The 12574-nt window shown below is 62.7% G+C and carries 10 protein-coding genes and 2 pseudogenes; 5 read left to right on the top strand and 7 right to left on the bottom strand.

The genetic code is table 11. The features are described 5' to 3' along the window. Positions 1 to 5 precede the first annotated feature (5 nt). The gene (locus EJA05_RS01755; RefSeq protein WP_125861225.1) at positions 6 to 1259 is read right to left on the bottom strand and encodes a serine hydroxymethyltransferase; all 1254 of its coding nucleotides are present in this window, start codon (positions 1257 to 1259) and stop codon (positions 6 to 8) included. Between the two features lie 317 nt (positions 1260 to 1576). Between EJA05_RS01755 and EJA05_RS01745 the strand changes: the two genes are divergently transcribed. Further along, entirely contained in the window at positions 1577 to 2617 is a 1041-nt protein-coding gene (locus EJA05_RS01745) for a threonine aldolase family protein (RefSeq protein WP_125857153.1), read from the top strand. A 315-nt stretch (positions 2618 to 2932) separates the two neighbouring features. Beyond that, positions 2933 to 3382, top strand: coding sequence for a hypothetical protein (locus EJA05_RS01740; protein WP_125857152.1), 450 nt, complete (start codon positions 2933 to 2935; stop codon positions 3380 to 3382). Between the two features lie 83 nt (positions 3383 to 3465). Here EJA05_RS01740 and EJA05_RS28695 read toward each other — a convergent pair whose 3' ends face one another. The 4 genes and pseudogenes from EJA05_RS28695 to EJA05_RS01720 form a co-directional block, all read right to left on the bottom strand. Further along, positions 3466 to 4194: a methyl-accepting chemotaxis protein gene (locus tag EJA05_RS28695; RefSeq protein WP_374045876.1), complete on the bottom strand. Its 729-nt coding sequence runs from the start codon at positions 4192 to 4194 to the stop codon at positions 3466 to 3468. 135 nt (positions 4195 to 4329) lie between these two features. Further along, positions 4330 to 5358, bottom strand: a pseudogene (locus EJA05_RS28690) (cache domain-containing protein); the annotation flags it as partial. A gap of 225 nt (positions 5359 to 5583) precedes the next feature. Continuing rightward, positions 5584 to 5886 (bottom strand): cell division protein ZapA, encoded by a 303-nt coding sequence (locus EJA05_RS01725; protein WP_110992273.1) that lies wholly within the window; start codon positions 5884 to 5886, stop codon positions 5584 to 5586. Beyond that, positions 5883 to 6113 (bottom strand): hypothetical protein, encoded by a 231-nt coding sequence (locus tag EJA05_RS01720; RefSeq protein ID WP_125857149.1) that lies wholly within the window; start codon positions 6111 to 6113, stop codon positions 5883 to 5885. Before EJA05_RS01720 ends, EJA05_RS01725 begins: the two co-directional genes overlap by 4 nt. A gap of 237 nt (positions 6114 to 6350) precedes the next feature. On the opposite strand from EJA05_RS01720, the pseudogene EJA05_RS28685 reads away from it, so the two are divergent. Beyond that, a pseudogene (locus tag EJA05_RS28685) lies at positions 6351 to 7160 on the top strand (MCP four helix bundle domain-containing protein); the annotation flags it as partial. Next, a complete protein-coding gene (locus EJA05_RS28680) occupies positions 7143 to 8015 on the top strand; it encodes a methyl-accepting chemotaxis protein (protein ID WP_369992088.1) in 873 nt (290 codons plus the stop codon). The pseudogene EJA05_RS28685 and the gene EJA05_RS28680, both read left to right, overlap by 18 nt. Before the next feature lie 93 nt (positions 8016 to 8108). Here the strand turns inward: EJA05_RS28680 and gbcB are convergent, their stop codons facing one another. Then, entirely contained in the window at positions 8109 to 9209 is a 1101-nt protein-coding gene (gene gbcB, locus EJA05_RS01710) for a glycine-betaine demethylase subunit GbcB (protein ID WP_031314933.1), read from the bottom strand. A 296-nt stretch (positions 9210 to 9505) separates the two neighbouring features. Here gbcB and gbcA point away from each other — a divergent pair, with 296 nt between their 5' ends. Further along, positions 9506 to 10798, top strand: coding sequence for a glycine-betaine demethylase subunit GbcA (gbcA, locus tag EJA05_RS01700; RefSeq protein WP_125857147.1), 1293 nt, complete (start codon positions 9506 to 9508; stop codon positions 10796 to 10798). A gap of 1002 nt (positions 10799 to 11800) precedes the next feature. Here gbcA and etfB read toward each other — a convergent pair. After that, positions 11801 to 12571, bottom strand: a complete 771-nt coding sequence (gene etfB, locus EJA05_RS01695; RefSeq protein WP_125462272.1) for an electron transfer flavoprotein subunit beta — start codon at positions 12569 to 12571, stop codon at positions 11801 to 11803. Positions 12572 to 12574: the final 3 nt, after the last annotated feature.

Genomic DNA, 12574 nt, shown 5'->3' with positions numbered 1-12574 from the left:
TCCACTCAGCGGTAAACAGGGAAGTCTGCGCACAGGGCGGCGACGTTCTTGGCCACATCGGCTTCGACGTCAGCGTCGCCGAGGTTGTCGAGGATGTCGCAGATCCAGCCGGCCAGGGCCACACATTGGGCCACCTTGAAGCCACGGGTGGTGACGGCCGGGGTGCCGATGCGCAGGCCCGAGGTGACGAACGGCGACTGCGGGTCGTTCGGCACGGCATTCTTGTTGACGGTGATGTGCGCGCGGCCCAGGGCGGCGTCGGCATCTTTACCGGTAAGGCCCTGGCGGATCAGGCTGACCAGGAACAGGTGGTTGTCGGTACCGCCCGAGACCACATCGAAGCCGCGGTCGATGAACACCTGGGCCATGGCCTGGGCGTTTTCGATGACCTGCTTCTGGTAGGCCTTGAAGCCAGGCTCCAGCGCTTCCTTGAAGCACACGGCCTTGGCGGCGATCACGTGCATCAGCGGGCCGCCCTGGGCGCCGGGGAAGACCGCGGCGTTGAGCTTCTTCTCGATCTCTTCGTTGCTCTTGGCCAGGATCAGGCCGCCACGGGGGCCGCGCAGGGTCTTGTGGGTGGTGGTGGTGACCACATCGGCGAAGGGGATCGGGTTCGGGTACAGGCCGGCGGCGACCAGGCCGGCGACGTGGGCCATGTCGACGAACAGCAGGGCACCGACCTTGTCGGCGATGGCGCGGAAGCGTGGGAAGTCGAGGGTCTTGGAGTAGGCCGAGAAGCCGGCGACGATCATCTTCGGCTTGTGCTCGACGGCCAGGCGCTCGACTTCGTCGTAGTCGATCAGGCCGGTAGTGGTGTCGATGCCGTACTGCACGGCGTTGTACAGCTTGCCGGAGGACGACACCTTGGCGCCGTGGGTCAGGTGGCCGCCATGGGCCAGGCTCATGCCCAGGATGGTGTCGCCGGCCTGCAGCAGGGCCAGGTACACGGCGCCGTTGGCCGACGAGCCGGAGTGCGGCTGCACGTTGGCGTAGTCGGCGCCGAACAGCTGCTTGGCGCGCTCGATGGCCAGCGCCTCGACCTTGTCGACGTGCTCGCAGCCGCCGTAATAGCGCTTGCCCGGGTAGCCTTCGGCGTACTTGTTGGTGAGGCCGCTGCCTTGGGCCTGCATCACGCGCTTGCTGGTGTAGTTCTCCGAGGCGATCAGCTCGATATGATCTTCCTGGCGCTGTTCCTCGGCATTCATCGCCGCCAGCAGTGCGTCGTCGTAACCCTGGATCTGGTCTTGCTTGCTGAACATCATGTATCTCCCGGCAGCGATCGTTTCTTGTCTGTAGAGGGACTTGTCACCCTTTGCAGCGATGGTATGACCGGGCCGGTGGGCACAGATGCCTGCGCGCGCCTTGCAATGGCGCGTTTACGACATTGGCTGCAGGGTTTGTCTGTGCCGGCCTCTTCGCGGGTGAACCCGCTCCCACAGGGTGCGCCGCTGTGCCTGTGGGAACGGGTTTACCCGCGAAGCAGCCGGTACAGGCGACGCAGGCCTGGGCTTGTATAGGCAACCGCCAAATCGATGGTTTAGAGTGCGTGCCTGCGTCGTAAAAAAGGACAGGCGTCATGACCGATAACAACCAACAATTCGCCAGCGACAACTATTCCGGCATCTGCCCAGAAGCCTGGGCCGCGATGGCAAAGGCCAACCACGGCCACGAACGCGCCTATGGCGACGACCAGTGGACCGAGCGCGCCTCGGAGTACTTTCGCAACTTGTTCGAAACCGACTGCGAAGTGTTCTTCGCCTTCAACGGCACCGCCGCCAACTCCCTGGCCCTGGCCTCGCTGTGCCAGAGCTACCACAGCGTGATCTGCTCCGAGACCGCCCACGTCGAGACCGACGAATGCGGCGCGCCGGAGTTCTTCTCCAACGGCTCCAAGTTGCTGACCGCGCCCAGCGTCAACGGCAAGCTCACCCCCGAGTCGATCCGTGAAGTGGCGCTCAAGCGCCAGGACATCCACTACCCCAAGCCCCGCGTGGTGACCCTCACCCAGGCCACCGAAGTGGGCACGGTGTACCGCCCCGACGAGCTCAAGGCGATCAGCGCCACCTGTAAAGAGCTGGGCCTGAACCTGCACATGGACGGCGCGCGCTTCACCAATGCCTGCGCGTTCCTGGGTTGTTCGCCAGCCGAGCTGACCTGGAAGGCCGGCGTCGATGTGCTGTGCTTTGGCGGCACCAAGAACGGCATGGCAGTGGGCGAGGCGATCCTGTTCTTCAACCGCGCCCTGGCCGAAGACTTCGACTACCGCTGCAAGCAGGCCGGGCAACTGGCCTCGAAGATGCGCTTTTTGTCGGCGCCGTGGGTCGGGCTGCTGGAAGACGGCGCCTGGATGCGCCATGGCCGCCACGCCAACCAGTGTGCGCAACTGCTGGCATCGCTGGTCAGCGACTTGCCGGGCGTGGAGCTGATGTTCCCGGTGGAGGCCAACGGGGTGTTCCTGCAGATGCCGGAACCTGCCATCGAAGCGCTGCGCAATAAAGGCTGGCGCTTCTATACCTTCATTGGCAGCGGTGGGGCGCGGTTCATGTGTTCGTGGGATACCCAAGAGGCGCGGGTGCGCGAGTTGGCGGCGGATATCCGCAGCATCGTCGGCGCCTGACAGACCGCCATCGCCGGCAAGCCGGCTCCCACAGGGTCAGCGCCAAGCTGCGGGCCTGCGCGCTAACCTGTGGGAGCGGGCTTGCCCGCGAAGAATGATGCTACCCATGCCAAGGCTGATTTTTCATACCTCGTGTGACAGCGGGAAGTGCGGGAAATAGCAATCGCATCTGTCCAATGGCTAAAAATGTCTACACGATTGGCCCGACCAGTACCGAGCTAATACTGGTGTCAACTGATAAATATGACAGTTGTTGAGATTGAAATCTCGCAGCAGTCTTGAACCTCCCATTAACATTATGGCGAGGCTACAGTGATGGAAGACTTAGATCTGTCGTGGTTTGGACTCCCAGTCCAAGATCCTGAATTCAAAAAAGTTCTGATGACGTATCGCGAAGGCAATGAGACTCGACTCGGCAGTGCTGAAGTATCGTTGACATATAGTCCAGACGAGGAGCCAAGGCTGGATATAATGCCTAGGGATCCTGAGAGCGCTGGCAAATCATCCTCGTCTACCAAGACTCGTCAAAACCCCGCGGACTTTGTATCTGTGGCCTTCGGCGACAGGGATGGAGACGGGCTTGCTGAAGTTCCGGAGAAGCTCAAAACTTTCATATCGAGTCTAATCGTAGGGGACATCATTAAATATAACGGCGACTGGATTGAGATCATCAATAAACATTATCATTATGAGACGCCCAATCCCGTGATTCCTTCTGGGTATATCGAGATACAGGTCAAATATAGAAAGTTCACAAGCGTTTGAACTATTTATGACACGATTGGATCGCCACACTCACGTTTGCATCAATGACAGAAGCGTGGCGATCCAATTGACTTCGTGACCTGCTAAAGCCTGAACCCACCCATCTGTCGCGCCAGGTCATCGGCCAACCCGCGCAGCGCCTGGCACTCCTCCCGGCACCCTTGCACCTCGGCCGCTGTCTGCCGCGCCAGGTCGGAAATGCCCTGCACCGTGCGGTTGATTTCCTCGGTCACCGCCGACTGCTCCTCGGTCGCCGTGGCCACCTGGTGGTTCATGTCGCTGATCTGCTCCACCTGATCGGTGATCGCCCCCAGCGACGTGCCCGTGCGCTGGCTGGACTCGACCCCATTGCCGGTCGCCTGCTGCCCCGCCTGCATCGATGACACCGCCGTGCCCGCGCCCTGCTTGAGGCGCTGGATCATCTGCTGGACTTCGTCGGTGGACACTTGGGTACGCCGGGCCAAGGTGCGCACCTCGTCGGCCACCACGGCAAAGCCACGGCCCATCTCACCGGCCCGCGCCGCTTCGATGGCGGCGTTCAGTGCCAGCAGGTTGGTCTGTTCGGAAATACTGCGGATCACTGCTAAAACTTCGTCGATAGAGGCGACTTCGTCGGCCAACTGGCTGACCGCGTCGGCCGCCTTGCCAATCTCGCCAGACATGCCTTCGATGTTGTGAATGGACCGACGCACCACTTCGCGCGCCTGCAGCGCCTCGTCGCGTGCCGACTGCGAAGCCACGGCGGCGGAGCCGGCATTCTGGGCAATGTCCTGTACGGTCAAACCCATCTCATGGACGGCGGTGGCGACCATCTCGGTCATTTCCTGCTGGCGCCCGGAGCGTTCGGCGGTGTTGTCCACCACTTGCGTTACCTGCTCAACCGAGCGGTGCAGGCGTTCGGTGGTGCGCAACACTTCACCGATCAAGCCGCGCTGGCTGTCGAGGAAGCGGTTGAAGCCCCGGGCCAGGTCGCCCAGCTCGTCCTGGCGCGAATCGTCGAGGCGGTGGCTGAGGTCACCGGCACCACTGCCAATCTGCACCAATGCCGCGGTGACCTGGCGGATCGGCCGTACCAGCCCGCGCGCCAGCAGTACCACCAGCAACAGCGACACCAGCGCCACGCCACCGCCAATCAGGCTGGTGAGCCATACGGCCTGACGCATCTGGGCATAGATCTCGGCCTCCGGCACTTCGGCCACCAGGGTCCAGTTCAGGTCCCGCAGGGGCAGGCCCAGGGCCAGGTAGGTTTCGCCGTCGCGGCTGAAACGGCTGCTGCGCAGGCCCTGATCGCCGCTCATCACCGCCTTGGCGGCATCGGCATCAAGCTGCTCGGCGAGCTGGCGCTTGCCGCTGAACTGCTGGTCGGGGTGCACCTGGATCAGGCCGTCGTTGCGCACCAGGAACACCTTGCCGTGCTCACCGAAGCTGAAGTCGTGGATCAGCTTGGACAGTTCGCTCATGCGCAGGCCCATGCCCGCCACGCCCACCAACTGGCCATCCTTTTCCACCCGATAGTCGATGAACAGCGCCAACTCACCGGTGGCCCCGTCGATATCGATATTGACCAGGCGCTCGGCGCCGCTGTCGATATAGCCGTAGAACCAGCTGTCCTTGGGGTTGGCGCGGCTGAGGGTGCGATCCAGGCCTTTCTCGTTGTAGTAGTGGTTGCTCGCAGTGGCGGCGAACATCGTGGTGAAGGCCTTGTTGCGCTGCCTGGCGCCCTCCAGGTACTCGATGAAACGCGGTGCTTGCGCTGGATCCTCACCGGCGGCCAGCCAGTCGCGCAGCAGGGTATTGCCGGCGATGTCCGCCGCGGCCACCAGCGGTCGGCCGAGCATGCGCTCGATGTCGTTGCGGATCGCCTCGATGCTGGCCGGCAGCGCCGTGTCGACCAGGTACCGCTCGGTGAGGCGGTTGACCGCCACGGTGTAGATCGCCACCACCACCAGGATGCTCGCCAGCAGGGCCGCGCCCATGCTTGCGATCAATTGCCACTGGATACTCCGCCGCCAGATACGCATGCCCTGCTACTCCCGCTAATTATTGTTTTGCGAGAAGTGTATACACTCAAGTATCCAGTTATTCCAGAGATCTGAGACAGCACAAAAAGACTGTGGGAGCGGGTTTGCCCGCGAAAACGTCGGTGAAACCACCATCGTCTTCGCGGGTAAACCCGCTCCCACAGGGGATGCTTGAGCGCTTTACTGGTCGCCGATGGTCCGGCTGATGGCATCGACGGTGGCGTCGATCTGCGCCTGGGTGCGCTCCAGGGTCTTGGCGTGTTCGCGCTGCAACTCGATCTGTTTCGAGCACAGGTTCAGGGCCGCCAGCACCAGCAATTTGTCACCGATCAGGGTCGGGTAGCTGCGCTTGGTCTCGGCCAGGGCGACGTTGAGCATGCGCACGGCCTGGGCCAGGGTTTCTTCCTGGCCTTCCGGCGCCTTGAGCGAATAGTCGTTGCCGAGGATCGATACGACATTGACCGGCTGCGCGTGCAGCCTCATGCGTTCACGACACCCGCGCTGGCGCGGTCGACCAGGGCCTGGATGCGGGCAGCGGTGGCGCCGTGCTTCTCTTCCTGCTCCATCAGCGACAGCTGCAGGGTCTCGTTCTCTTCCTTGGCCTGGGCCAGTTCCTGGCTGAGGGCGGTGTTCTGCTCGGTGAGTTGAGCGTTCTTGTGCATCAGGTCGCTGACCAGTTGCTCGAGTTGATTCAGGGAAGTTTCCAACATGCGTCTATCTCGGGTTGTTGCAAAGGGCGCACACGATAAGGAAAAACCTGCGCCCTCGCCATTAAATATCGGATTCAAAAGGTTTTTACCTGCTCAGGTTGACCGGTGTCGACCGCCCTTGTTCCGGCCTGGGTCAACCGCCTGTCAGGAATTTCGTTAGCTGCCTCACAAATCCACCGTGCCACTATCAAGACTGCCCGGTCACGACCGATACGCCGGCAGGTCTTATTTCGTCGCATGGACTGCGGCCCCCTTTCTGCCCTGGATACCGCCTCCATGTCCTTACGCAACATGAACATCGCCCCGCGTGCGCTGCTGGGCTTCTCCGTGATCGGCCTGCTGATGCTTGGCCTGGGTGTCTTCTCGCTGATCCAGATGGGCAACATCCGCCAGGCCGGCGTGACCATCGAGCAAGTCAGCGTGCCCAGCATCAAGACCCTCGACGAGCTGACCGCGCTCAACCTGCGCCTGCGCACCCTGTCCTACCGCCTGCTGCTCAACCGCGAGCCGGCCACCCAGCAGGACACCCTGCGCCTGCTCGACGAGCGCAACGCGCAGATCGACAAGGCCCGTCGTACCTACGAGCCGCTGATCGCCGCCGCTGATGAAAAGGCCGCCTTCGAGCAGTACGGCATGTTGCTCAGCCAGTACCGCCAGCTCGAGTCGCGCATGCGCAGCCTGAGCCAGGCCGGCAAGGTGGATGAGCTGCGCGACCTGCTCAACAGCGAGCTGCTGAGCAATTCCGAGCAGATCAACAAGGTCATGGACCAACTGGTGAAGATCAACACCGACCAGACCGCCGACACCAACGCCAAAGCCGCCAGCCAGTACGCCAGCACCTTCGCCCTGGTGGTCGGCCTGCTGGTGGCGGCCACCGCGTTGACCTTGCTGTTCGCCTTCCTGCTCACCCGCAGCATCGTCAAACCCATCGACGAAGCGCTCAAGGCCGCCGAGCAGATCGCCGAGGGCGACCTCACCCACAGCATCCGCCCCGAAGGCACCGACGAGGCCGCGCGCCTGCTGCAGGCCATGGCCAAGATGCAGGACAAGCTGCGCGACACCCTGCAGCTGATTGCCGGCTCCGCCACCCAGCTGGCCTCGGCCGCCGAAGAGCTGAACAGCGTCACCGACGAAAGCGCCCGGGGCTTGCAGCAGCAGAACAACGAAATCGAGCAGGCCGCCACCGCCGTCACCGAAATGACCAGCGCGGTCGAGGAAGTGGCACGTAACGCGGTAAGCACCTCGGAAGCCTCCAGCGAAGCCAGCCGTTCGGCCGGCGATGGCCGCGACCTGGTCATGGAAACCGTGGGCGCCATCGAGCGCATGAGCGGCGACGTGCAAGCCACCGCCAAGCTGATCACCCACCTGGCCGAGCAGTCCCGCGACATCGGCAAGGTGCTGGACGTGATCCGCGGCCTGGCCGACCAGACCAACCTGCTGGCGCTCAACGCCGCCATCGAGGCGGCGCGTGCCGGCGAGGCGGGCCGTGGCTTTGCCGTGGTGGCCGACGAAGTCCGGGCGCTTGCACACCGCACCCAGCAGTCCACCAGCGAGATCGAGCGGATGATCGGCAGCATCCAGGGCGGCACCGAGCAGGCCGTGGACTCGATGCGCACCAGCACCGAGCGCGCCGAGTCGACCCTGAACATCGCCAAGGGCGCAGGCCTGGCGTTGGACACCATCGCCTCGGCGGTGGGGCAGATCAACGAGCGCAACCTGGTGATCGCCAGCGCCGCCGAGGAGCAGGCCCAGGTGGCCCGCGAGGTGGACCGCAACCTGGTAAACATCAACGACCTGTCGGTGCAGAGCGCCACCGGCGCCCATCAGACCAGCGCGGCGAGTGCCGAGTTGTCGCGGTTGGCGGTGGACCTCAATGGTCTGGTGGCTCGCTTCCGCACCTGACCTTGAAAATGATCGCGGGGCAAGCCCGCTCCCACGCCAGATCACAGCATGGCGTGGGAGCGGGCTTGCCCCGCGATGGTTTCTGGCGTCGGATCAATACTCGATCCGCACATCCCCCTTCGGCACACTGCAGCACGACAGGATGTAGCCCTCGGCCTCGTCCTCTTCGGTGATCCCGCCGTTGTGCTCCATCTCCACCTCGCCGCCCAGCTTGAGCACCTTGCAGGTGCCGCAGATGCCCATGCCGCAGGCCTTGGGGATCATCAGCCCGACCTTGGCCGCCGCCGCATGCACGGTCTCGCCCGGGGCCACGCGAATGCTCTTGTCGCTGCCGACGAACTCCACCAGGTTGAGGTCGGCCGCGTCCACTTCCGGCGCATCGGCCGCCGCTTCCGCGTGCTCCACCGCATCGGCCTTGGCCTCGGGCGGCGTCGCGCCGAACGACTCCTCGTGATAGTTCTTCATGTCGAAGCCGACCGCCTCGAGCATGCGCTTGACCGCGCTCATGTAGGGCGTAGGGCCGCAGCAGAAGATGGTGCGCTCCAGATAGTCCGGGGCAATCAGCTCCATCAGGCGCTGATTGAGGTAACCGCGATAACCGGCCCACGGCTCACCCAGGCCGTGCTTCTCGCAAATGATGTGCAGGCTGAAGTTGGGGATGCGCGAGGCCATCTGCTCCAGCTCGCGGTGGTAGATGATGTCCTTCGGTGAACGGGCGCTGTGCACGAAGACCATGTCGACATTGGCGTTGGTGTCGTAGAACCAGCGGGCCATGGACATCACCGGGGTTATACCGACACCACCGGACAGGTACAGCGTCTTGCCCGCCGGGAAGTCGATGGCGTTGAACAGCCCCACCGGCCCGTGCACCGGCAGCTCGGCACCTTCGTGCATGGTGTCGTGGAGGAAGTTCGAGACCAGCCCGCCCGGCACGCGCTTGACGGTGATCGAGAAACTGTAGGGCACCGACGGCGAGCTGGAGATGGTGTACGAACGCATCACCGGCTTGCCTTCGATTTCCAGCTCCAGGGTGACGAACTGCCCGGGCTTGAAGAAGAACATGATCGGCTGGTCGGCCATGAAGCAGAACGTGCGCACATCCCAGGTTTCCTGGATGACCTTGACGCAGCGCACGATGTGGCGGCCATTGGCCCAGGTCTGGGTGGTGACCGGGTTGAGGAAGGTATCGGACATGTTCATCTCCAGCAGCCGACTGTCGGCCTTTCTTATGGCTCCGATAATGCGCAACGCGAGGGCTGCGTACATTCCCATCCGCGACATCGGCGTGCTTATCGCGACCAGCCCCACGCTACAAGGGTTGGCGCGTCGGAATTCGATGCGGCCATGTCGCCCATGGATATGGTTCCCGACGCCTTCGAACGCACACTCCTCGGCAAAACAACACGCTGTTTATCCAAAGCAGCAGCCCTGCGGCAAACAACAACGATTAGCCACTTCTGTCGGCCGCACGCGGCCCCGAGGACCACACGATGGACGTCACCGCAACCCTGAGCCTGGGCGACCCACTGGAACCCGCACGCAAGGCCACCGCCGAGATGCTGCAGACCCGCGAGCGCACCTACTCGCTGCCGCAACCGTTCTACAGCGACGAGCGCCTGTTCCAGATCGACATGCAGGAGATCTTCCACAAGGAATGGCTGATCGCCGGCATGGTTTGCGAGATCCCGACCAAGGGCAACTACATCACCCTGCAGATCGGCAAGAACCCGATCATCGTGATTCGCGGTGCCGAAGGTAAGGTGCATGCCTTCCACAACGTCTGCCGCCACCGCGGTTCGCGCTTGTGCGTCAGCGACAAAGGCAAGGTGGCCAAGCTGGTCTGCCACTACCACCAGTGGACCTACGAGCTCGATGGCCGCCTGCTGTTCGCCGGCACCGAGATGGGCGCCGACTTCGACATGAACCAGTACGGCCTCAAGCCTGTGAACGTGAAGGTGGCCGGTGGCTACATCTTCATCAGCCTGGCCGAGAACCCGCCGGCCATCGACGAGTTCCTGGCCACCCTCGACCACTACATGGAACCGTACGACATGGAAAACACCAAGGTGGCGGTGCAGACCACCTTGATGGAGAAGGCCAACTGGAAGCTGGTGCTGGAGAACAACCGCGAGTGCTACCACTGCAGCGGTTCGCACCCGGAGCTTTTGAAGACGCTGCTGGAGTGGGACGACACCAACGACCCGCGCGCCAGCCAGGAATTCAAGGACCACGTGGCCGCCTCGGCCGCCGCCTGGGAAGCCGAGAAGATCCCTTACCTGCACAAGAGCCACGGCCTGCGTAACCGCATCGTGCGCATGCCGCTGCTCAAGGGCACCGTGTCGATGACCATGGACGGCAAGGTGGCCTGCAAGAAGCTGATGGGCCGCATCAAGAACCCCGACCTGGGCTCGATGCGCATCCTGCACCTGCCGCACTCGTGGAACCACTGCATGGGCGACCACATGATCGTGTTCACCGTGTGGCCGATCAGCGCGCAGGAGACCATGGTCACCACCAAATGGCTGGTGCACAAGGATGCGGTGGAGGGGGTGGATTACAACCCTGAAGAAATGCGCAAGGTGTGGGATGCCACCAACGACCAGGACCGTCGCCTGGCCGAAGAGAACCAGCGCGGGATCAACTCCACCGCCTATCAACCGGGGCCGTACTCGAAGACTTACGAGTTTGGTGTGGTGAACTTCATCGACTGGTACAGCCAGCGCATGCTGGAGAACCTGGGGGCGGAGCCGGCGCCTTATCTGAAGGAAGTCAAAGCGCAGTAACTGCTTCCCCGCGCTTTGGCAACGCCTGCCAAGGCGCGGGGCTCAACCTCAAGAACCTTACGAATACCCGAACCGACGCTTTCAGGATCACTGGCCTGCATTTTTACTGGCGTTCGCCAGGAGACAAGCCAGCTACCGACGCTGCAGACGCCGGAGTTGATCCCCCTGCCAGCAGCACGCAGGCCAGGCCCAGACCTGTGACCTCAAACACCCCTTTCCCAAGTACACGTGCATGCGATATGCCGTGGCTGCGCGCATCACTCCACCACTTGATGCCTAGAGGCCGCCCAAGCAAAGCCGTTCCGAGCGGCTCTTAGCGTGTTCTGCATTGCGCTTGTCACGGCTGATCGCCTGGAACGCAAGTGGATACTGGCAAAAAGGACAGGTACGTTGAATTGGTTATCCACAGACCAGCAGGCTCACGCTGTGCACAACGGCTGACAGGTCAGCGTCGTCACACCCCTGGTGAATTGGCTATTTTTTGATCAAATCTCTACAGCCCCCGTGTACAAAGGCTCACAGCCCTCTGCAAACACATTGTCCACAGAGCCACCAACAAAGAATGTGGGAAAACCGGGCTGGCCTAAAACTGGCTGTGGAAAAGTCCGTAAAGCCCAGATAATCAGCGGGTTTACCTGACTTTATCGGCAACAGATCAAAAAACGATCAATTCTTTGTAAGCCAGTAAATTCAAGGCCTGCAGCGATGGGCGAACACGTTATCCACACACCGGCCAACAGCGATTGTGGGCAGTTTTACGGGATTGGGTCTCAAAGATGAAATCAACGACTGATCACAAATTGATCAAACCCTTGAACCCACTGATTTCAAAGGGCTACAGCATTGCGCAAACACTTTGTCCACAGCTTGGCGAACAGATTCCGTGGGCAAAAGTGCTGTGGACAAAAGCATCGCGGGGCAAGCCCGCTCCCACAGTGTCCGTCCTTGTATCAATGGGCGGCATTGTGGGAGCGGGCTTGCCCCGCGAGGGTGCCAGTGGTTTCAGCGCAGAACCCCCTCCTCCACCAACAACTTGAGGATCGCCTCGGCGCCTTCCTGCGGCGACACATCCTTCAGCACCTTGCCCCCGCCGCCACTGGCCTTGGCCGTGGCGGCCTTCATGCGGTCGGCACCGCTCTTGGCCTTGATCACCTTGAGCCGCTTGGGCCGTGGCCGCGCTGGCTGCAGGGCGTCATCACCCAGTACCGGGTCGTCCACCACCGCCACATCAAAGGGCGCCAGCACCCCGCGCCGCGCCGGGCCGAAGGCGCTCTGGCGAGGCTTGGGCGCGGCGTTATCCACAGTTGCCAACAAGGGCAGGCGCACCTTCAAGCGGCGCCGCTGACCCCGTGGCAGGGCTTGCAGCACCTGGGCGGTACCATTCTCGATCGATTCCACCTCGGCCAGCCCGACCACCAGCGGCCAACCGAGCTTCTCGGCCAACAGGAACGGCAACATGCCCGAGCCTTCCCCGGTTTCCGCCTGGCTGCCAGCCAGCACCAACTGGGCGCCGGCATCACGCAGGTAGTCGCCCAGCACGCCCAGCACATCGGCGCCAGCGGGCTGCTCCAATACGTCCAGGTGTTCAAGCCCCATGCCCAGGTAGGCACGCAGGGCCTCTTCGTGGGGATCACCGGCATGCACCACCTGCAAGTTATCCCCAGCCAACTGCAAGCCCAGTTCCACGGCACGCGCATCCTGCTCGGCGCGGCGGGCGCGGCCCGAGCTTGGGTGGGCACCTATGGATACCAGGCTGATCACTTTCGTACTCATGCT

Origin of the sequence: Pseudomonas oryziphila (assembly GCF_003940825.1) — a bacterium.
In the GTDB taxonomy this organism is placed as follows: Bacteria; Pseudomonadota; Gammaproteobacteria; order Pseudomonadales; family Pseudomonadaceae; genus Aquipseudomonas; species Aquipseudomonas sichuanensis.
Note: the sequence above shows the minus strand (reverse complement) of the source record. Positions and strands in the feature narration are given on the sequence as shown.

What these genes read in the sequence shown, in the direction of transcription:
- EJA05_RS01720 (WP_125857149.1), bottom strand. Translation starts at nt 6,113, where the DNA reads ATGTTGGAAACTTCCCTGAATCAACTCGAGCAACTGGTCAGCGACCTG.
- gbcA (WP_125857147.1), top strand. Translation starts at nt 9,506, where the DNA reads ATGGACGTCACCGCAACCCTGAGCCTGGGCGACCCACTGGAACCCGCA.
- gbcB (WP_031314933.1), bottom strand. Translation starts at nt 9,209, where the DNA reads ATGTCCGATACCTTCCTCAACCCGGTCACCACCCAGACCTGGGCCAAT.
- EJA05_RS01725 (WP_110992273.1), bottom strand. Translation starts at nt 5,886, where the DNA reads ATGAGGCTGCACGCGCAGCCGGTCAATGTCGTATCGATCCTCGGCAAC.
- etfB (WP_125462272.1), bottom strand. Translation starts at nt 12,571, where the DNA reads ATGAGTACGAAAGTGATCAGCCTGGTATCCATAGGTGCCCACCCAAGC.
- EJA05_RS01755 (WP_125861225.1), bottom strand. Translation starts at nt 1,259, where the DNA reads ATGTTCAGCAAGCAAGACCAGATCCAGGGTTACGACGACGCACTGCTG.
- EJA05_RS01745 (WP_125857153.1), top strand. Translation starts at nt 1,577, where the DNA reads ATGACCGATAACAACCAACAATTCGCCAGCGACAACTATTCCGGCATC.
- EJA05_RS01740 (WP_125857152.1), top strand. Translation starts at nt 2,933, where the DNA reads ATGGAAGACTTAGATCTGTCGTGGTTTGGACTCCCAGTCCAAGATCCT.
- EJA05_RS28680 (WP_369992088.1), top strand. Translation starts at nt 7,143, where the DNA reads ATGGCCAAGATGCAGGACAAGCTGCGCGACACCCTGCAGCTGATTGCC.
- EJA05_RS28695 (WP_374045876.1), bottom strand. Translation starts at nt 4,194, where the DNA reads ATGGTCGCCACCGCCGTCCATGAGATGGGTTTGACCGTACAGGACATT.